This is a genomic window from Deefgea piscis (genome assembly GCF_019665785.1).
GTDB lineage: Bacteria > Pseudomonadota > Gammaproteobacteria > Burkholderiales > Chitinibacteraceae > Deefgea.
Window position 1 is genome coordinate 808,271 of record NZ_CP081149.1, and the last position, 19,709, is coordinate 827,979.

At 45.0% G+C, this 19,709-nt stretch carries 17 protein-coding genes; 11 read left to right on the plus strand and 6 right to left on the minus strand.

The window, feature by feature from the left end:
- The 4 genes from K4H25_RS03875 (at position 1) to K4H25_RS03890 (ending at position 3,976) form a co-directional block, all read left to right on the plus strand.
- Entirely contained in the window at positions 1-930 is a 930-nt protein-coding gene (locus K4H25_RS03875) for an ABC transporter permease (protein ID WP_221022090.1), read from the plus strand.
- Positions 920-1,696 (plus strand): ABC transporter permease, encoded by a 777-nt coding sequence (locus K4H25_RS03880; protein WP_221022091.1) that lies wholly within the window; start codon positions 920-922, stop codon positions 1,694-1,696. The genes K4H25_RS03875 and K4H25_RS03880 overlap by 11 nt, the downstream gene beginning before the upstream one ends.
- Before the next feature lie 67 nt (positions 1,697-1,763).
- Positions 1,764-2,822, plus strand: coding sequence for an ABC transporter substrate-binding protein (locus tag K4H25_RS03885; RefSeq protein ID WP_221022092.1), 1,059 nt, complete (start codon positions 1,764-1,766; stop codon positions 2,820-2,822).
- Between the two features lie 50 nt (positions 2,823-2,872).
- The gene (locus K4H25_RS03890) at positions 2,873-3,976 is read left to right on the plus strand and encodes a VanZ family protein (protein WP_221022093.1); all 1,104 of its coding nucleotides are present in this window, start codon (positions 2,873-2,875) and stop codon (positions 3,974-3,976) included.
- A gap of 104 nt (positions 3,977-4,080) precedes the next feature.
- On the opposite strand, the gene K4H25_RS03895 is transcribed toward K4H25_RS03890, so the two are convergent.
- On the minus strand, positions 4,081-4,674 hold the full coding sequence (locus K4H25_RS03895; protein ID WP_221022094.1) for a 6-pyruvoyl trahydropterin synthase family protein: 594 nt from the start codon (positions 4,672-4,674) through the stop codon (positions 4,081-4,083).
- Between the two features lie 643 nt (positions 4,675-5,317).
- Between K4H25_RS03895 and K4H25_RS03900 the strand changes: the two genes are divergently transcribed.
- Entirely contained in the window at positions 5,318-8,155 is a 2,838-nt protein-coding gene (locus K4H25_RS03900) for a glycosyl hydrolase family 18 protein (RefSeq protein WP_308443235.1), read from the plus strand.
- A 92-nt stretch (positions 8,156-8,247) separates the two neighbouring features.
- On the opposite strand, the gene K4H25_RS17055 is transcribed toward K4H25_RS03900, so the two are convergent.
- The 5 genes from K4H25_RS17055 to phoB all read right to left on the minus strand — a co-directional run bounded on the left by K4H25_RS17055 (position 8,248) and on the right by phoB (position 13,701).
- On the minus strand, positions 8,248-9,366 hold the full coding sequence (locus tag K4H25_RS17055) for a methyl-accepting chemotaxis protein (RefSeq protein ID WP_308443236.1): 1,119 nt from the start codon (positions 9,364-9,366) through the stop codon (positions 8,248-8,250).
- 254 nt (positions 9,367-9,620) lie between these two features.
- Positions 9,621-10,247, minus strand: coding sequence for a nucleotide-binding protein (locus K4H25_RS03910; RefSeq protein ID WP_221022096.1), 627 nt, complete (start codon positions 10,245-10,247; stop codon positions 9,621-9,623).
- A 188-nt stretch (positions 10,248-10,435) separates the two neighbouring features.
- Positions 10,436-11,515, minus strand: a complete 1,080-nt coding sequence (tal, locus tag K4H25_RS03915; protein WP_221022097.1) for a transaldolase — start codon at positions 11,513-11,515, stop codon at positions 10,436-10,438.
- 130 nt (positions 11,516-11,645) lie between these two features.
- Positions 11,646-12,932 carry a phosphate regulon sensor histidine kinase PhoR gene (gene phoR / locus K4H25_RS03920; protein WP_221022098.1) on the minus strand — a complete coding sequence of 429 codons (1,287 nt, stop codon included), beginning with the start codon at positions 12,930-12,932 and terminating at the stop codon, positions 11,646-11,648.
- Between the two features lie 82 nt (positions 12,933-13,014).
- On the minus strand, positions 13,015-13,701 hold the full coding sequence (gene phoB, locus K4H25_RS03925; protein WP_173533157.1) for a phosphate regulon transcriptional regulator PhoB: 687 nt from the start codon (positions 13,699-13,701) through the stop codon (positions 13,015-13,017).
- A gap of 334 nt (positions 13,702-14,035) precedes the next feature.
- Between phoB and K4H25_RS03930 the strand changes: the two genes are divergently transcribed.
- The 6 genes from K4H25_RS03930 (at position 14,036) to K4H25_RS03955 (ending at position 19,694) form a co-directional block, all read left to right on the plus strand.
- Positions 14,036-14,404 carry a gamma-butyrobetaine hydroxylase family protein gene (locus tag K4H25_RS03930; protein WP_221022099.1) on the plus strand — a complete coding sequence of 123 codons (369 nt, stop codon included), beginning with the start codon at positions 14,036-14,038 and terminating at the stop codon, positions 14,402-14,404.
- A 109-nt stretch (positions 14,405-14,513) separates the two neighbouring features.
- Complete coding sequence (gene ubiE, locus K4H25_RS03935; protein ID WP_173533158.1) at positions 14,514-15,257, plus strand: bifunctional demethylmenaquinone methyltransferase/2-methoxy-6-polyprenyl-1,4-benzoquinol methylase UbiE; 744 nt, start codon at positions 14,514-14,516, stop codon at positions 15,255-15,257.
- A gap of 72 nt (positions 15,258-15,329) precedes the next feature.
- The gene (locus K4H25_RS03940; RefSeq protein WP_221022100.1) at positions 15,330-15,941 is read left to right on the plus strand and encodes a ubiquinone biosynthesis accessory factor UbiJ; all 612 of its coding nucleotides are present in this window, start codon (positions 15,330-15,332) and stop codon (positions 15,939-15,941) included.
- Positions 15,942-15,998: 57 nt separating this feature from the next.
- Positions 15,999-17,510: a ubiquinone biosynthesis regulatory protein kinase UbiB gene (gene ubiB, locus K4H25_RS03945; protein ID WP_221022101.1), complete on the plus strand. Its 1,512-nt coding sequence runs from the start codon at positions 15,999-16,001 to the stop codon at positions 17,508-17,510.
- A gap of 89 nt (positions 17,511-17,599) precedes the next feature.
- Positions 17,600-18,205 (plus strand): lipid-binding SYLF domain-containing protein, encoded by a 606-nt coding sequence (locus tag K4H25_RS03950; protein WP_221022102.1) that lies wholly within the window; start codon positions 17,600-17,602, stop codon positions 18,203-18,205.
- Between the two features lie 178 nt (positions 18,206-18,383).
- Positions 18,384-19,694 carry a TolC family outer membrane protein gene (locus K4H25_RS03955; RefSeq protein WP_221022103.1) on the plus strand — a complete coding sequence of 437 codons (1,311 nt, stop codon included), beginning with the start codon at positions 18,384-18,386 and terminating at the stop codon, positions 19,692-19,694.
- Positions 19,695-19,709 lie beyond the last annotated feature (15 nt).

Below are 19,709 nucleotides of genomic sequence, written 5' to 3' on the forward strand. Positions count from 1 at the left end.
ATGGCAAAAAATAAATCACTAGGCCGTTGGTTAATCTCTGGCCCACCGTTATTGTATCTATTGATATTTTTTGCGATTCCAACATTGATTATGGCTTTCGCCGCTTTCCGTTTTCCGGGTGATTACGGTGGTTTATTGCCTTTAATTGATATCAATCCAGATACAGGTAAAAATGAGCTGCTAATCCACGCTGGGAATTGGCAGGAATATCTTACGTTTGAAAATTTTTCACGATTTTTTGAAGATTCGATCTACGTTGAATTATTTATTAAATCATTCTGGTATGCAGGCATAACTACTTTAGTTTGTTTGCTAATGGCGTATCCGCTGGCATGGTTAATTGCGCGGAGCCCTAAAAAATACCGTGATTTATTAATTTTGCTAGTAATTTTGCCATTTTGGAGCAATTTTTTAATTCGAGTTTATGCTTGGATGATTATCCTTGGCCCGCAAGGTTATTTTGCGATGACGATTAATCAAGGATTGGCTCTGCTCGGTATTGCGCCGATTCAGCTGATGTATAGTCATTTTGCGGTCATCGTGGTGCTGGTTTATGTTCACTTACCATTTATGGTCTTGCCTTTATATGCCAACCTTGAAAAGCACGATGTAGCTCTACTTGATGCAGCCCAAGACCTAGGGGCATCTGGCTGGCAGCGTTTCTGGAAAATAACTTGGCCGCTATCCCTCCCAGGGGTATGGGCAGGCTCAGCCTTGGTATTTATTCCTGCGCTGGGTATGTTTGCGGTACCCGATTTACTCGGCGGTACGGATGGCATGATGATTGGTAATTTAATTAAACAACAATTTTTAGATAGTCGTGATTGGCCTTTCGGCTCGGTGCTATCCATTATGCTAACTTTAGCGGTATTGATGATGGCAGGTCTAGGAATGTTGATTGGTCGGGGGAAGCAGCGTAATGCACTCTAAACAATCTAAATGGCTTTGGGCTGCCGCAATTTTTGTTTATGGCTTTTTGTATGTGCCGTTGATTATTGTGGTTGCTTATTCATTTAATGATTCAAAACTCAATGCAGAATGGGTTGGCTTTACTTTTAAATGGTATGGCTTATTAATTCACAATGAGCAAATGCTTGTGGCGGCGCGTAATTCGTTAATTATTGCGGTGGTGACCAGTTTCTGTGCAACCGTACTGGGTACTTTAGCTGGTTTAGCCATGCATAAATACAAACTGCGCGTGTTACCGATTTTAGTTTTGACCCCGATTGCCATCCCTGAAATTTTGATGGGTGTTGCTTTATTGATATTTTTTGTGATGCTCAATATGACATTGGGCATGGTCTCGGTTACTTTGGCGCATATTGCTTTTTGTATTGGTTTTGTCGCCATTGTTGTTCGTTCGCGCTTACAAGGCATGGATGAGGCCTTAGTTGAAGCGGCGCGTGATTTAGGCGCCACTCCGATCCAAGCATTTCGACTGGTGACAATGCCTTTAATTATGCCCGGTATTATTGCGGGTGCTTTAATGGCATTTACTTTATCGATCGATGATTTTGTTATTACATTCTTTACTGCGGGGGCTGGCGCTTCCACTTTGCCATTGCAAATTTATTCGATGATTCGGATTGCAGTGACACCAGAGGTGAATGCCATTTCTACTTTATTGATGCTACTGACACTGACTTTGATTTTGATCGCCAGTAAAGTCGCACCAAGTGCATTGCGGGCTAAATAATTAGATTTAAAAGTCGTATTCTTTATTGACTTATATTTAAATACCACTGAATTTGGAGTTTTCACCAATGAAAAAACTTTTTCTGGCGTTAATGATGGCTGCGGGTGTCGCACAAGCTGAAGATGTATTGCATATCTATAACTGGAATAATTATCTTGCACCAGAAACGGTGAAACGTTTTGAAGCCAGCTGTAAATGCCGTGTAGTTCAAGATTATTACGGCGCTATGGAAGAAATGTTGGCAAAGTTATCGGCAGGGGCCAAGGGTTATGATATTGCTGTTCCCACAGGGTTTGCGATTCCTCCGCTGTCGAAACAAAATTTATTGCAGGGTTTAGATTTGGCTAAGGTGCCAAATGTTAAAAATATTAATCCTGCATTTATGAATAGTAAATTTGATCCAGGTAATAAATATTCATTACCTTATTCATTTACAACGACTCTCTTGGGTTATAACCAGAACAAACTGAAAGAATTGGGCGTTAGTGCGGATTCATGGTCATTGATTTTTGATCCGGTTATCTTGGCTAAAATCAAAGGTAAAGTAACGGTATTGGATGATAGTCGTGAAGTTTTTGCTGCGGCGTTAATGTATAACGGTTTCTCAGCCAATTCAACGAATCCAGATGAACTAAAAAAAGCGCAAGAAACTATTATTAAAGCTAAGCCATATTGGGCGGCATTTAATGGGCAAAGCTATATCAAGGAACTGACTGTAGGCAATATTTGGGTTGCTCATGGCTATTCTAGCGATATGTTTCAAGCCGTTGCCGATGCAAAAGCGGCTAAACGCCCATTTGTAGTGAATTACGGTTTGCAAAAAGAAGGCAATACCATGTCAGTCGATAGCATGGTGGTTCTTAAAAATGCGCCACGCCCTGACTTAGCGTATAAATTTATGAACTTTATCCTAGAAGGTAAGAATGCTGCGGATTTGACCAATTTGATTGGCGTTGGCAATCCTAATTTGGCTGCTGTTCCTTTTGTGAAGGCAGATATTAAATCTATTCCATCAGTATTCCCTGATGCGCAAGTGATGAAGAAATTACAGCAACTCAATGCCTTAGAAGGAAAACAATTGCGCGAACTCAATAAATTGTGGACCAAAGTGAAAACTTCTAAATAAGTGTTATCAATATACCGGCTAGCGCGAGTTAGCCGGTATATTGACTCTCTATGTCATCTATTTCTTCTATTCGTTATTTAGCAAAAAAAACCAAACCCACGATGGTTTCGCCATTTTTGTTTGCTGTTTCATTGCTCCTCATTTTAATTGTCAGTTTGTATCCATTTAGTGGTTGGCGTTTTACTGGTGAGCCGATTACTGCGTTTTATACCTATCCATTACCCTACTATTTCACAGTCTTTGATAATGCGATTAACATCTTGGCTTACATCCCATTGGGATTAAGTGCGGTACTTATTTTGCGTCGCTATCGTTTGGCCTTTTTGTATGCAACGTGCATTTGTCTTTTGGTCTCAATGAGCATTGAGTTTGTGCAGCAGTTTTTGCCGAGTCGTGTTGCCTCAAATATGGATATGATCAGTAATGTATTGGGGGGAGGGATTGGTGCGATAGCAGGTGTTGTATTAAGTCATCGCTATTTTTTGCAGTATTGGCTGCATTTTCGCCATGATTATTTGGCATCCAGTGCTGTTGTTGAGTGGGGATTCATTTGGTTAGCATTATGGTTTGTTACTCAATTTGATCCGAGTTTGCCATTTTTGGGTGTTGTTGTGATGCCGCAAGGTTTACCGCAACCTTTTGTTTCTCCAATTCAAAGTCCTGCTTTATTTTTAAGGTTATTAGAGGGTGGCGGAATGATGCTGCATCTATTGGCGGTGGCTTTATTTGTTTCGTTATTGGTTCGATATCATCGCTATGCCCCGCGAGCAATTGCTAGCGTATTAATCTGTGCTTTATTGGTTAAGATGGGTTTTGCTGGGATGTTATTGCAGCCTGAGCAATTCTTTGCATGGATTAATTTGAATATTGCTTTGGGTGGTATTGCGGGGATTGTATTGTTGGCCTTTTTTCTGCGTTTAAATCGTCGTTTGCGCGCATGGGCTGGTTTTTTGGCTTTATGCCTAATAAATATTATTACTTATTTGTGGCCATTATCGCCAAATGGCAGTAGTAATTTAGATGGTTACAAATGGAGCTATGGCCATTTACAGCATTTTAATGGCATGTCGAGTGCAATAGGTGATATTTGGCCGATAGGCACAATGCTATTTCTATTCTATTTTATGCTGTTTTTGCCCGAAGATAATGATTGAGAAAGAACACTAATCTAAAGTATTTTTTATTTTGATCGGGCATAAAAGTAATTAACGGCTTGTCTTTTACTTTTATGCCTTGCGATAAGCCCTTGCCTGAGTGCTCATTTAATCTGTTGTGGTATCACTGGATTCTGAAATTGAGCGCCTGCCAATAGTTTTTCATACATCTGCGGATCGTGCCATTCGTTCTGGCATTGTGCAGAAAAAACCACCTCACTGAGCTTAATTTCACCCATCCGTGGATTGTAGGCGTCATGTCGGAACGCTTGTGCATAACCGGTTTCAGTTTCGTGCGCAATGATTGAGTGTAGTCGCACATCACTTTCGCCATTGGCCATCATGGTTTGCTGTAAAAGTTGATCGATGATGACAAAAAACACCCGAGCAAATTGTTCTGCAGATGGCGAAACCGGCATAGAAATCCAGCGTGCCGAAAAAGTTTGGCAAAGCCGAATGTATTCCGCATCATCTTTATCCCAAAAACAAATTGCATGATCAAATGCATCAATGACATCACGGATCGTGCCTTTCATTAGACCAAAGTCATAGATCATTTGCCCATTATCTAATGCGTCTGCTTCTAGCAATACCTCCACTTTATAGCTGTGACCATGAATCGAAGTACGGCAACGCTCAGATGAGCAGTTGCGAACAATGTGCGCGTTTTCAAATTTGAATAATTTACGAATCAACATAATCAGTGACCAATGAGTGAGCTTTATTTTATCTCTAGATGATATCGCATTTGAGCATTACTCGATCTAGCTTTTGATAATGATACTCAACTTGATACCTATTTGATTCAATATGTAAGCATTTGCGATGACAGTGTTTTCTTGTTTTATTGCAAGAAAATTGAAAGCAACACTGTTGTAGCGATTTTGATGATTTTTTAAATTTATAAAATCTGTCTGCAATATGCCGCAGATGTTATGAAGTATTTTGAGTTTTATATCGAATTATTTGTTTGAATTAATTACATCAGTTTTTTCTTATTTTGCGGTCGGAGTGGTGGGATATTTAAATTTGTTGATTTTTATCAGTGGCTTGGGTGTGGCTTGTTGCGTTGCGGAAATTTCTAGTACTCCTCGGTATGTAGTTTTGTTGATGCTGAATGGTTGGAGTTGTTACCAATGCGGTTTTGTTATTGTTTGTCATATTGACAATAGAATTCGCTTCAGTATTAATCAGTAATGCCAAAGTTGACCCAATCATTGCAGGCTCACTTAGCAAGGGTAAATATCATGATTCTTACAAATTGATAACAGCCCCATGTGATTGATAGGACCATTTTTTCTATCACATGAATGCCAATTAATAATATAGGAGGAGACATCAATGTCCCATATCAATCGTATTGCTCTTGCCGCATTACCTGCCGCGATTGCAATGATTTCAGTGAATGCAATGGCTGCATCTGCATGGAATAGCGCCAGTGTTTATGTTGCTGGCGATGTTGTTACTTATGCAAATAAAGATTACAAAGCCAAATGGTGGACTCAGGGTAATGTGCCTGGTGCTGATCAATGGGGGCCATGGGAACTACAAGCGACAGGACCAACTGTTGCGCCAACCAGCACACCGAGTACCGCGCCTACCGCAACCCCTAGTACGGCTCCAACAGCATCACCAACAGCCGTGCCAACGGCTGCTCCGGGTAGTTGCACCTATGCCGCATGGAATAGTGCAACTGCTTATAACGGCGGCGCATTGGTTAGTTCAAATGGCCGTAACTATAAAGCGCAGTGGTGGACGCAAGGCAATGAGCCTTCGGTGAATGTGGGCTCTGGTAAACCTTGGTTAGATTTAGGTCCATGTGCTGGCTCTACCGCGACTCCGACTCCGACTCCGACTCCTACCGCGACGCCAACAGCAACTCCGACAGCAACTCCGACAGCGACACCAACCGCGACACCAACCGCGACGCCAACTGCGACGCCAACCGCGACGCCAACAGCAACTCCGACCGCGACGCCAACCGCGACGCCGACCGCAACGCCAACCGCAACACCATCGGCAACGCCGATTCCTCCTGGTTCGCAAGATCAATGCCGTCCAGCTGGTTTGGTTTCTGAAGTTGCGAACGTGCCATATTGCGATGTTTACGGTGCTGACGGGCGTGAAAAACTCGCCAACAACATGAAACGCCGTAGCATCGGTTACTTCACTAACTGGCGTACAGGTAAAAATGGTCAACCTTCATACCTCGGCGCAGATGTGCCTTGGAAAGACATCACTCACGTGAACTACGCATTTGCGCACGTGGATGCCAACTGGAAAGTAGGGATCGGTGATGTAAACAATCCAGACAATGCTTCAGTGGGTATGCAATGGCCAGAGAAAGGCGCGAAATACGCGCTCAATCCGAATCTGCCATACAAAGGTCACTTCAACATGTTGCAGACCAACAATAAGAACGGCGTTAAATTGCTGCTCTCTATTGGTGGCTGGGCTGAGACTGGTGGCTTCTTCACTGAAGCCAATGGCCGTGCCGTATCAGGTGGTTTCTACGCTTTGACGACTGATCCAGTGACTGGCGCAATTCGCCAAGATCGCATTGATACATTTGCGAAGTCAGCAGCCGCATTCGTTAAGCAATACGGCTTTGATGGCATCGATATCGATTACGAATATCCAACTTCAATGAGCGATGCTGGTAATCCAGAAGACTGGAAGATCGGCAATGCAAAACGTGGCGATTTGTGGAAAGGCTATATGGCCTTGATGAAAACGCTACGTACCGAGTTGGACAAACAAGCGGTTGCTGATAACAAATACTACCAGTTGACGATTGCATCACCATCGTCTGGCTACTTGCTACGTGGTATGGAAGACTTCGAAGCGGTGAAATACCTCGACTTCGTCAATATCATGACCTATGACTTGCACGGCGCATGGAACCACTTTGTGGGTCACAATGCAGCCTTGTATGACTCAGGTAAAGATAATGAAATCGCCGATGCGAAGATCTACGACACTGCAGGTGACGGCAAGTACTACAACGCGCAAGGTTATTTGAACATCGATTGGGCTTATAAATACTTCCGTACTGCACTAGCAGGTGGTCGTATCAATATCGGTCTACCGTACTACACTCGCGGTTCACAAAACGTAACGGGTGGCACCAATGGTCTGTGGGGTCTTTCAGCCCTTGCTGATCAAAAGAAATGTTACCTCGGCACTGGTGGCAACTTAGGCCCAGATGCATTGAGCCCGAAAGCCGGTGCACCATGCGGCTTTGGCGCACAAGGTATTGATAACTTGTGGTTCGACCGTGATGCAGCTGGCAATGAAATGTTTGCCGGTGTGAATCCGTTGTGGCACGTGAACAACTTGCGTGATGGCTTGCCAACACCGTACGTTGCTCAATACGGTCATGATGTGACTAAGCCTGCAGGTCAAGCGATTGGTAATTACATCGAGTCTTACGATGATGTGGCTAAATCATCATGGTTGTGGAATCCACAAAAGAAAGTGTTCTTGTCGACTGAAAATGAGAAATCATTTGCAGCCAAAGTGCAGTATGCAATCGACCAAGGTGCTGGCGGTATCATGTTCTGGGAAATGGCGGGTGACTACAGCACGCCAGCGCAAAATGGTACTGCTTCATACGGTATGGGTAGCCACCTAACAGCATTGGCAGCGACAAAATTGCGCGCAGCAGCACCATATGGTGTGAAAGCGGGTGATGAGAAGTTTGTTCAGCCAGCTGAAGTATTGGATGTAGCAATTGATTTGGTTGGCTTCAAACCTAAAGGCGATGATAACTATCCACTTGCCATTGGTGTGAAACTGAAAAACAACTCAAATGTTGATCTGACTGGCGCGAAAGTATCATTCAATATCGCACCATCGACGCCATTGGTACCAGCAACAGTTCAATTCTTGAAACCTAGCGATCCACCGACAGGTGCAGGCATTGAAAACTTGGTTGATATCTACAGCGGTGGTACTTGGTCTGCAGTACCAGCATCGAGCACGATAGGTAATGTGGGTGGCCTGCCAAACGGCTTCCATCGCGTCACTTATGAAATGAAATCGTCTGGTTGGGGTGTGTCTGACTTTAGCGCAGGCAAAACTATCACCATTGGTATGCGTGTATTTATGCCTATGACGATTCCAAGCGGTGTAACGCTGACTCTGCCAAATGGCAAAGTGTATGGTATTAAGCAATAAGTAGATGTGGCGCACTCAGTTGTTTTGAGTGCGATGAAAAACGCCGCGATGCAGATCGCGGCGTTTTTTATTTTAATTAAGCAATCAAAGTCTTAATTTGATAGATCGTTCACTTTGCTGGAAATATCTTGCGATGCTGCCGCTTGCTCTTCAGCTGCGCTGGCAATTTGAGTGATGTAGTCATTCATACGATGGACTTCATTAAGGATACGTTCTAAGGCTTCAACAGCTTGTTTGCAATCATCAACTGAGGTATGGACTGCAGCTTGTCCAAGATGAATTGCTTCTACACTGCGTTTAACTTCATGTTGAATGTCTTTGACCATGCTGTAGATTTCGCTAGTGGATTTGGTCGTGCGCTCTGCCAATTTGCGAACTTCATCGGCAACCACCGCAAACCCTCGACCTTGTTCGCCAGCACGGGCTGCTTCGATGGCGGCATTGAGTGCCAATAAGTTGGTTTGATCTGCAACATCACGAATGACCGCCACAATCATGCCAATTGATTCTGAGCGCTGCCCGAGTTCGAGCAAACTAGCCGCGGTTAAATCAATCGTTCGCGCCACTTCTTCGATACTCACATTGGTGTCTTTAACGATGTCAACGCCACGTTTGCTTTCATTGAGCATGACTTCAGAAGATTGCGACGCTGAAGAGGATTGAACGGCGACACTTTCGACGCTGACCGCCATCGCACCTAAATTATCGGCGAGTTCGGCGATCCGTTCTTCTAAAAATAACTGCCGTTGCCGATTGTGTTCGACGAATTCTTGGGCTTTTCTTTCTGCCGAAATATTTTTGAACTGAGCCATAAAACAAATGAGTTTATTGTTTTCACCCCAGATTGGGCTCACTTTTGTTTGGAATAAAATATCGCCAACAGGAATATCAGCCAAATGCTCTTTGACTTGGCCGCTAGCTAGATTTTGCAATAAAGCTTTGACTCGAGAAGGGTCGCGATGAAATTGATGAATAGAATTATTCATTGCTGATCCAACATCAGCACCGGCGACCAAAGATTGATTCATTACTGCGCGATTATTATTCATGAAGGTTCGCGCGGTGCGATTCATGTAAAAAATCTTATTTTCTGGAGAGGTATCGGCCAACATAATGACGGCATCAATTTCATCTAAAGCAGCGGTATACATCGCCAGATCATTGATGAGTGGTGCTGATTTTTGCTCAGTCTGAAAAGTAAAGCCAAACATTGGTTCTCTCCAAAATAAATGATAAATGCAGAATACTGGCAATGTTGTTGGCGCAAGTTGCAAACAACTTTCATATAGCTTAGTAAAAACCTGGTGTTTTTCTGTCTTTTTGATTCTGAATTTATTGTTTTTATATGACGTGCGGATGAATAGGCGATCGGCGAGCATGGCGCAAAGCGCTTCTTGATGGCAATAAAGCGTTAGCCCGTGCAGACTTTCGAATGGATGACGCTAGCAGTTTGCCGTGAGTCGATTTAACGGATATGCAACCAATCAATGAGTGGCTGCCATTCTTGTCGATCTCGTTCGGTTCGCGAGTGGGGTAAATCAAATAATGTCATGCCGCGTTGTATGGTTTGATTGTAAAGCTGAGTATCTCGTAAACAGGTTAACAACGGTAAATCATAGCGGCTTAAAAACGCTGGTAACTGCTGCGCTGACTGGGTTCGTGAGTTAACCCGCATCCCAATAATGCCGACTTTGACTTCATCATGGCGAACTGCTTTTAGCTCAGCAAGATCAGAGAAAAAATCGGCACAAGCCCAAAGATCAAAAGCCGATGGCAGTACTGGGACGATGATGTGATCGACAAGGTGAATGGCGTGTTTGAGTTTTTTTCCGCTAAAGCACGCCGGCGTATCGAGGATGGCAACTTGGCAGCCTTTGGGTGGTCGAGCGATATGATCAGTGCCGATATCCCAGCGCTGTATGCTGGGTAAGGATTTGGGGCGAAGATCAAGCCAGTGATGACTTGAATGCTGTTTATCTAGATCACCAAGCATGACCGCATCGTCTTGCCATGCAAACCATGACGCTAAATGTGTGGCCAGTGTTGATTTGCCACTGCCTCCTTTGGGGTTGGCAATGAGGATTTTTCGCATTTGGTTTCCTTTGCTTAAATAAACATAAGCAACGGCTTTTCTGTTGCCTTAAGTTGGTACACGTAAGAATAACATAAATAATTGTGTGTTATTTGTCAGTATTGATGAAGGCTTTATGTCTATTGCATGAATTTAATGAATAAAAAAGCCCAAGTTTTTAACTTGGGCTTTTTTATTCAGAGACGTGTTTATTTTGTGAGTTCAAGCAGCTTCACGAAGGCTTCGTCAAATTGCTTCAAACCTTCTTGCTGTAACTGTTCACCAGCAAGGTTGTAGTTAATGCCAAGTTGGCGAACGGCCACTAAATTTGCAACTGCGGCATCAATATTGGTGTCGAGTGTATTGGCTGCTTTACCATGATCACGGAATAGTGCGAGTGTTGCATCAGGTACTGTGTTAACAGTTTCTGGTCCAATCAATTCCTCAACATACATTACATCGCTATACGCTTTGTTTTTAGTACCGGTTGAAGCCCACAGCAGACGTTGTGGATGTGCACCCAATGCTTTAAGTGCGGCAAAACGATTGCCATGAAACAGTTTTTTGTAGTGCTGATACGATACTTTAACAAAAGACAGCGCAACTTTGCCACGTAATGCCAGTGCTTCTGGCGTGCCGATGGCTTCTAATTGTGGGTCAATTAAGCTATCAACACGTGACAAGAAAACCGATGCAACAGCATGGACATGGTCTACCGGTAAGCCAGCTGCAGCACGTGCTTCTAGACCGCGAATGTAGGCAGTCAAGATGTTATCAACGTGAGTTAAGTTAAACATCAATGTCACATTGACGTTAATCCCTGAAGTAATCAGCTCTTCAAATGCAATCACACCGGCTGGCGTAGCTGGCACTTTGATCATCACGTTCGGGCGGTTAATTTCAGCCCAAAGACGTTTTGCATTATCAATGGTGCCTTGTGCGTCGTTGGCGAGTGTCGGAGACACTTCCAAGCTCACATAACCATCAACACCTTTGGTTTCGTCGTAAATCGAGCGAGTTAAATCGCAAGTCGCTTGAATGTCCGGCACTACCAACGCTTCGTAACGTTGTTCGGCAGTCAAATCTTGTTTTTTCAATTCAGCTAAATCACCGGTGTACAGCGGATCAGAAGAGATTGATTTGTAAAAAATAGCCGGATTAGAAGTCACGCCAGCAATTGCGTCTTCTTTGAGAATTTTCGCCAATTCACCTGAGGCGATGAGACCACGCGAAAGATTGTCCAACCAGATACTTTGACCGAAAGGTTTAATTGCCGCAATTTTGCTCATAGTTACATACGCCTGTGTGAGTGGGTAATAATGATCTTGGGGCATTATCTAGTAACATCAAGAGGCTAGGTTTGTGTTTGCACAAACTGTCATGCTTTCTTGCGTTGTTTTTGTTTTATGTTACTGATACTTACTCCAAAACCCTTTGCGTTGGAAATTTTACCGCAAATTCACTACCTTCTCCGAGTCGCGACTCGACGGCCATTACCGCTTGGTGGCGATGCAAAATATGTTTCACAATGGCTAAGCCCAGCCCTGTGCCACCGGTATTGCGTGAGCGGCCACGATCAACTCGGTAAAAGCGTTCAGTGAGTCGAGGAACATGTTCTGGGGCAATGCCAATCCCGGTGTCTTTGACGACAAAACATGCTTCGTCGGCGCGCATTTGCCAAGAGAGCATGATCTTGCCACCTGCCGGTGTGTAGCGAACCGCATTGGACACGAGATTGCCTAATGCTGAATGCAGTTCATCATGATTACCAATTAAGCGTTGACGTGCGATGGATTCGATACTGATGGTGTGGCGCCCTTGTGATAGACCTTCAGCCTCAATGCGGAGCAGCTGGAGTAGCTGAGGGATATCGACTTCTTCTTCTTTGAGCTGCTGGCCATTTTCAAGTTTGGATAGTGTGAGCAAATCATCAACTAAACGCTGCATTCTTTGCGTTTGCTCGTACATTAACTGCATATGTTGTTCACGCGTTGGTGCATCGATATGCGGCATATCAATCATGGTTTCAATAAAACCACCAACGACCGTGAGTGGGGTGCGTAATTCATGCGAAACATTGGCAACAAAATCTCTATGTACTGTTTGTACTCGATCAAGCTGGGTAATGTCACGACTGAGTAAGAGCTTGCGGGTTGAATCAAAAGGAATCATCTGCACCGACAGCACTTGCTCTTGAGGGCGCATGGTGCGCAAGGTGACGGGATGACTAAAGTCTTGCTCTTTTAAATATTCCCGCAATGCAGGGTGACGCAGTAAATTGGTAATTTGCTGACCAGAGTCGGTTTTGCGATTTAGGCCCAAATGAATCTGGCTGGCTGGATTGCACCATTCAATACGATCATATTCATCCAAAATAACCACGCCATCGGGCAAGGCTTCGGCAGCAGATAAAAAACGATCAAGCGTATTGGCTAAGCGATCTTTGGATTTTTTTTGCGAACGAACTTGCTCATACAGTTGGTCAAATACATCTTGCCACAGCATCATGCTTCCCGGGACGGTGTCCACATTTGGGTGTTTGAGCCATTGGTTGAGACGATTGAGGTTAATCAGGTGATAACAAATCGTGATGCTGAGCATCACAAGTGCAAACACAAAGCCCCAGATGATATTGGTCATGGCGCTGATGGCAAAAGCGATGACAGCAATAAAACAATACAAAATAATCGAGCGCAGCCAGAACATGAAACGGCCTTTGGTGGTGCAAAAAAATGTTTGGCGACGCAAAAATCATCAACATGACGTGCAGTTGATGATTTTTACGGGCTTAGTTCACAGAGAGTCGATAGCCTGAGCCACGAATGGTTTGAATTAAATTGTCGTGCCCAGTTCCCTCTAAAGATGATCGTAAGCGACGAATATGCACATCGACCGTGCGTTCCTCAACAAACACATGATCACCCCACACTTGATCGAGCAAGTGAGCGCGCGAGTGTACTCGTTCAGGATGCGTCATAAAAAAGTGTAATAAACGAAACTCTGTGGGTCCTAAATCGAGCGGCTGAGCATTGCCAAACACCCGATGGGTAATCGGATCTAAACGTAAGCCTTTGATTTCCACTGGGTCATCGGTCACTTGCGGAGCTCGGCGGCGCAATACCGCTTTAATGCGGGCTTGTAATTCGCGCGGGCTAAATGGCTTGGTAATGTAATCATCGGCACCGGTTTCTAAGCCAATGATTTTATCTTGTTCATCGGAGCGGGCAGTGAGCATGATCAAAGGAATCGATCGAGTACGCTCATCAGCACGTAATTTTTTAGCAAAATCGATCCCTGTCATCCCCGGCAGCATCCAATCTAATAAAATAAGATCGGGCAGTGCGTTGCGAACTACGCTGCTAGCGGCCTCTGCTGAGTCCGCACGAATAATGTGATGACCGACTTGGGAAAGATTAAAAGCAATTAACTCTTGAATTGCTGGTTCGTCTTCAACCAGTAAAATTGTAGCGGCCATAGAGTGCTCCTCGCGGAAAAAGTTCAATTTGTTTGTTGCGAGAATAAGGCTTTTATATGAATAGAATATTACAAGTCGACGACTTGCCGATATATATTTTCAAACTATGTAAAGAAGTGCACCGTATATCCTTTGGGATTTTCCATGGCGCTGCGTTACAAAATGCTGACTTAGCACGTTGGTCATGCCAGTTTTTGGCTGTGTGCGGTGTTTTTTGTCCTGGTGCCAAATCCATAAAATGCCGCTGTTAAATCAATCGTTCACCGCCTCTAGGCTGCGAAGCAAGTGAAAAGCAGGGTATTATGGCGACTCCATTCGAGAGAGAGTGATTTTTATGGCTGGTTTATTACCAACAACGCCGCAACCGACTGAACTGGTCTTGCATCAAGCCTCACGGGTGCTTGATATCTCGTTTGCCGATGGGGCTCGATTTCAGCTGCCGTGTGAGTTTTTGCGCGTATCCAGTCCATCCGCCGAAGTCCGTGGCCATGGCATTGGGAACGAAGTTTTGCAAGTCGGTAAAGCCAAGGTCAATATCACCGCGATTGAGCCCGTTGGCCATTATGCGATCAAACTGGTGTTTGACGATGGCCACGATTCGGGCTTGTTCTCTTGGGAATATTTGTACGAACTAGGGCGTGATCAAGCAGCGCTTTGGGATCAATATTTGCAAAGATTAGCTGCAGCGGGCGCGTCACGCTAGATTATTTAGATGGGTATATCAAGCTAGCCTTTATTTAGTTGGCTTTTGATTGATATACCTAAGAGTTATTAATAATGAGCTTAGGCTCAATTCAAGAAATAGGTGCACGATGAGCGAACACGATCAAGCGACTCATTTTGGGTTTAAAACCGTCAATGAATCAGAAAAAGCGCAGAAAGTCGCCGAGGTGTTTCACTCGGTTGCACAAAAGTACGACGTGATGAATGACTTGATGTCCGGTGGTCTGCATCGAGTTTGGAAGTTTTTTACCATTGAAACCAGCGGTGTGAAAGCAGGTGACAAAGTGCTTGATATTGCCGGTGGTACGGGCGATTTATCGAAAGCCTTTGCCAAAAAAGTCGGCAAAACCGGTCAAGTGTGGCTGACGGATATTAATAGCTCAATGCTCGGTGTTGGCCGTGATCGTTTGATGGATCAAGGTTTTGCACTACCTGTTGCCCAGTGCGATGCTGAAAAACTGCCGTTTCCAGACAATTACTTTGATTTGGTATCAGTGGCGTTTGGTCTACGCAATATGACGCATAAAGATGCGGCATTAAAAGAAATGCATCGGGTGTTAAAACCGGGTGGTCGTTTGCTGGTGCTGGAGTTTTCTAAAGTATGGGCGCCTTTAAAACCCGCTTATGATATTTACTCCTTTAAATTGCTGCCATTTATGGGCAAATTGGTCGCCAATGATGCCGATTCTTATCAGTATTTGGCTGAATCCATTCGGATGCATCCTGATCAAGAGACGCTGAAACAAATGATGCTTGATGCTGGGTTTGGCCGTGCTGATTTTCATAATTTGACGGGTGGCGTAGTGGCTTTGCATAAAGGCATTAAATTTTAACTTTAGGTATTGCGCTGTGACCTTTATTGCTTAGGGTCTGGCAGTCAATACTTAGGGTTTGGTGACATTAACTTGCTTGCGGGCAAAGCCGATGTCAAAGACGCTAATGATGAAGAGTGCTGCGTGATGTTGCTAGCTGGAATTTTGAATCACTTATTCGCTCAAGCGCCGATGTTAGCCGCTGAGTTAGCGCGATTACAGGGGCGTACCTTTCGGGTGCAACTGCCCTTTGCTGCGGCAACGGTGGTGGTGACTGAAGCGGGTTTACTGGCCGATTCGCAGGCGGATGCTGAGGCGATCTTAACGCTGCCGGCGCGATTTTTTATTACACGCTGGCGAGATCGACCGGCGGCATCTCGGCTGGTGCAAATTAGCGGTGATGCTGAACTTGCCGGCAAGGTGGGGAACGTACTCGCGGCTTTGCAATGGGATGCCAGCGAGGATTTATCTTTATTGCTGGGTGATGTTTTGGCCGAACGGGTGCGCCGTGTCGCGGTTAGCATGGTGCGTACACCGCAAGCGATGGGGGAGCGGATGGCGCAAACCTTGGTTGAATATTGTCGCGATGAACAAAAAATGTTGCCGCAAGCGTATGCCGTGACCCAGTTTTGTGATCAAGTTGATCAGCTGCGCGATGATGTCGCTCGACTTGAATTACGCTTACGCCGTCTTGAACGTTCTTAATTAGTTTCTGCCAGTTGGGCGTAGTGCGCTGCGCAATTGGCTTCACGGAAATCTCGGATGTCTTTGTATCGCTTTATCAAAATCGCTCGTGTCGTTGTCCAGTTTGGTTTGGATGAGTTTTTACTCGGCCATGAGCGAGTGCGTGGTTTGGGGCAAATAGTGAATCGCGCTCTATTTTGGCGTCGCCTTGATCAGCCACGTGCGGTGCGTTTACGTTTGGCCTTGGAGTCATTAGGGCCGATTTTCGTTAAATTTGGTCAAGTGCTGTCGACGCGGCGCGATTTAATGCCGCTCGATATCGCCAATGAATTGGCCCAATTGCAAGACAATGTGCCGCCATTTGCTTCTGCAGTGGCGATTGAGCAGATTGAGCGCAGTGCTGGGCGATCGATTGCTGAGTTATTTCTGGAGTTTGATCCACAGCCGGTTGCCTCCGCTTCGGTGGCGCAAGTGCATCGTGCGCGTTTGCATAATGGTCAGGCGGTTGCCGTTAAAGTCTTACGCCCAGGTATTTTGCCGGTGATCGAAAGCGATTTGGCTTTATTGAAAACGCTGGCCGTTTTAGTTGAAAAACTATTTGCTGACGGCAAGCGTTTAAGACCACGTGAAGTGGTCGCTGAATTTGATCGCTATTTGCACGATGAATTGGATTTAATGCATGAAGCGGCCAATGCCAGCCAATTGCGGCGTAATTTTCTCCATTCAGAGCAATTAATTGTGCCTGAGGTGTTTTACGATTTTTGTTCGCGTGAAGTTTTGGTTTTGGAATGGATGGATGGCATTCCAATTGGCCGCATTGATGAATTGAAAGCGGCGGGTATGGATTTGAAAAAACTCAGTCGATTTGGCGTAGAGATTTTCTTTAGCCAAGTTTTTCGTCATGGTTTTTTTCATGCCGATATGCATCCGGGCAATATTTTTGTCGCGCCTGACAATAGGTATATCGCGCTAGACTTTGGTATTGTTGGCACGCTGAGTGATACTGATAAGCAGTATCTGGCCATTAATTTCTTAGCCTTTTTTAACCGCGACTATCATCGCGTTGCCACAGCGCATATTGAATGCGGTTGGGTACCCGCAGATACCCGAGTTGAAGCGCTTGAATCGGCGATACGCACGGTGTGTGAGCCGTTTTTTAATAAGCCATTAAGCCAAATTTCTTTTGGTTTTGTATTGCTGCGTTTATTTGAAACATCACGCCGGTTTAATGTTGAAATCCAGCCGCAGCTGGTGCTGTTACAAAAAACCTTGCTCAATATTGAGGGTCTTGGTCGTCAGCTCGATCCGGATTTGGATTTATGGCAAACCGCAAAGCCATTTTTAGAACGCTGGATGAATGAGCAAATGGGCTGGCGAGGTTTGATTTCGACTTTGAAAAAAGAAGCGCCGCAATGGGCTACTTTATTGCCAACCTTACCGCGCAAGCTCAATGAAGTCCTCAATCAAAACCACACTGAATTATTGCTTACCGGTTATCGCGGTCTGATGTGGGAGCAAAAAAAGCGTAATGCGATTCTGGCGGTGATTGCCGCGTTGTTGGCAGGTATTTTGCTCACAATATGGTGGTAAGGCAAAGCAGAAATCAACGTAGCTTACGCGGTAATTTCTGCTATACCTAGTGTCTAGCCCGTGATGGCTTTACATTAGGAGTTGTGATCATGCGGATGAAACAAATCATCGTCGTTAGCGGCTTGATGCTAGCCAGTAGTGTGTTGTTGGCACAAACGATGGATGGCCCACAAGGCGAGCCTGCTGCGGGCCAGATTCAACTCACACCCGCACAGCAGCGTGCCGCCATTCAAAAACACACCCAAGCCACACTCAACGAAGTTTACAAATTATATCCCGATGCTCAAGCGCAAATAGCCAAAGCCGCTGGCTATGCCGTGTTCCAAACCGGCGGGGTACAGCTGGTTCTGCTCGGCGCAGGTGCGGGTGATGGGATGGCCGTTTCAGGCAAAAAAATAGTTTATATGAAAATGGTGTTGGCTAAAGCTGGCCTTGGTTTAGGGTTTAAAGAAACACGACAGGTGTTTGTTTTTTCGACCGCGAAAGCATTCCAACAATTTATCAATAAAGGTTGGACTGGCTCAGCTGAAGCGACATTAGCTGCGAAAGCCGATGAGAGCGGCAAGGCGATTTCAGGAGCTCGACATTTGGGCAAAGGGGTGTACTTTTATCAGTTTACTGAAGCTGGATTAACCGCAGAAGCCACGGTGGTTGGCTCTAAATACTATCAAGACGCCGCATTAAATTCGAAGTAAAGACTAAATAGCGGCGAGGGCTGTAGCGTCATCTAACCTTACTTCGCCAATAAATTACCGACCATCCTAGAAATCTTGTTCTCGAAATGCGCTTGGTCTTAAGTACCCACAAAACAATAAGCTTGAAAGAATTAAATTCGATGCTGCTGACAGGGAGTTGTTAGTGAGGAGTTAAAGCATGAATAAATCAAAAGTGTTTATGGCGGTTATTGCTAGTTTTTCATCAATAGTTTATGCCGCACCATTACCACAAGTGGTTGAAAGCTTACTACAAACCAGTCCTGATATTTTGATCGATTCGGCCAACCGTAAAGCCAGTAATTACGCCGTTGAACAAGCAAAATCAGCTTATTATCCGCAAGTGGATTTATCTGCAGGGATAGGGCGAGAATACGATAAAAACCTGGCCACTCGCGTGGCATTTAATGACAGGGGAACGAGTTTTACTCGTCGTGATGCTGAGGCTTTACTGACGCAAATGCTGTTTGATGCACAAGGCACAGCCAGCGAAGTAGCTCGTCAGAGAGCACGTCAGTTTGGCGCAGCGAATCGTTTGGCGAGTACTTCAGAGGATATTGCCTTAAAGACCACCGAATCTTATTTGGATGTTTTGCAAGCACAAGCTTTGTTGGCTTTAACGCAAGCGAATTTAGCGACACATGAAAGCACCGCAGAGCAAGTTAAATTACGCACCGCCGGTGGCTTTGGTCGCAAATCGGATGATGAGCAAATCAATGCGCGGGTCGCTTTGGCAAAAGCCAATGTGGCTGCAGCGCAGTCCAGTTTGAATGAAGCCAAGATTGCCTATGTGCGATTTGTTGGCGAAGCGCCGCAAGATTTAGTTCGCCCTGAAGCACCACAAGATTTACCTAATCATGCTGATTTGGTTGGCGATTGGGCGGTGGCTGGCAATCGTTTATTGCAGGCCGCCAAATCAGACGTTGATGGTGCTCGGGCTCAATTGGGCATTGCGAAGTCGCAAATGTATCCGCGCGTCAATTTAGAGGCTGGGGCGACTTATAGTAATTCATTAGACGGACTTTCTTTTGAAGGTGCGAGCCGTGTTTACGGCATGGTTAGAATGCGTTATGCCTTTAAAAGTGGTGCTGATCAACAGCGAGTTGCTGAGACAACTGAGCTGACTTATGCCGCGCAAGAGTTAGCACGGCGGGTTGAGCGTCAAGTTAGACAAAATGCCAGTTTATCGTGGAATTCGATGCAGATTGCCAAAGAGCGTATTCCTGAATTAAGCAAATACGCCGAATCGAGCAAGTTAGCGCGGGATGAATACAGCAAGCAGTTCTCTTTGGGGCAGCGCTCTTTGCTGGATTTACTCGATGGCGAAAATGAATATTTCACCGCGAGCCGAGATTTGGTCATCGGGCAATTTGATGAATTACGGGCTCGATTTAGATTGCTAGCCGATGGGAATCAATTACTTAAAACATTGGGTGTTACGCCATTGGATGGCACTTTATTGCCCGAGTAGGCGCAGAGCTGTGCT

What these genes read in the sequence shown, in the direction of transcription:
- K4H25_RS03880 (WP_221022091.1), top strand. Translation starts at nt 920, where the DNA reads ATGCACTCTAAACAATCTAAATGGCTTTGGGCTGCCGCAATTTTTGTT.
- K4H25_RS03885 (WP_221022092.1), top strand. Translation starts at nt 1,764, where the DNA reads ATGAAAAAACTTTTTCTGGCGTTAATGATGGCTGCGGGTGTCGCACAA.
- K4H25_RS03900 (WP_308443235.1), top strand. Translation starts at nt 5,318, where the DNA reads ATGTCCCATATCAATCGTATTGCTCTTGCCGCATTACCTGCCGCGATT.
- ubiE (WP_173533158.1), top strand. Translation starts at nt 14,514, where the DNA reads ATGAGCGAACACGATCAAGCGACTCATTTTGGGTTTAAAACCGTCAAT.
- K4H25_RS17055 (WP_308443236.1), bottom strand. Translation starts at nt 9,366, where the DNA reads ATGTTTGGCTTTACTTTTCAGACTGAGCAAAAATCAGCACCACTCATC.
- K4H25_RS03930 (WP_221022099.1), top strand. Translation starts at nt 14,036, where the DNA reads ATGGCTGGTTTATTACCAACAACGCCGCAACCGACTGAACTGGTCTTG.
- K4H25_RS03895 (WP_221022094.1), bottom strand. Translation starts at nt 4,674, where the DNA reads ATGTTGATTCGTAAATTATTCAAATTTGAAAACGCGCACATTGTTCGC.
- K4H25_RS03890 (WP_221022093.1), top strand. Translation starts at nt 2,873, where the DNA reads ATGTCATCTATTTCTTCTATTCGTTATTTAGCAAAAAAAACCAAACCC.
- K4H25_RS03910 (WP_221022096.1), bottom strand. Translation starts at nt 10,247, where the DNA reads ATGCGAAAAATCCTCATTGCCAACCCCAAAGGAGGCAGTGGCAAATCA.
- tal (WP_221022097.1), bottom strand. Translation starts at nt 11,515, where the DNA reads ATGAGCAAAATTGCGGCAATTAAACCTTTCGGTCAAAGTATCTGGTTG.
- phoR (WP_221022098.1), bottom strand. Translation starts at nt 12,932, where the DNA reads ATGTTCTGGCTGCGCTCGATTATTTTGTATTGTTTTATTGCTGTCATC.
- K4H25_RS03950 (WP_221022102.1), top strand. Translation starts at nt 17,600, where the DNA reads ATGCGGATGAAACAAATCATCGTCGTTAGCGGCTTGATGCTAGCCAGT.
- K4H25_RS03955 (WP_221022103.1), top strand. Translation starts at nt 18,384, where the DNA reads ATGAATAAATCAAAAGTGTTTATGGCGGTTATTGCTAGTTTTTCATCA.
- K4H25_RS03875 (WP_221022090.1), top strand. Translation starts at nt 1, where the DNA reads ATGGCAAAAAATAAATCACTAGGCCGTTGGTTAATCTCTGGCCCACCG.
- ubiB (WP_221022101.1), top strand. Translation starts at nt 15,999, where the DNA reads ATGTCTTTGTATCGCTTTATCAAAATCGCTCGTGTCGTTGTCCAGTTT.
- phoB (WP_173533157.1), bottom strand. Translation starts at nt 13,701, where the DNA reads ATGGCCGCTACAATTTTACTGGTTGAAGACGAACCAGCAATTCAAGAG.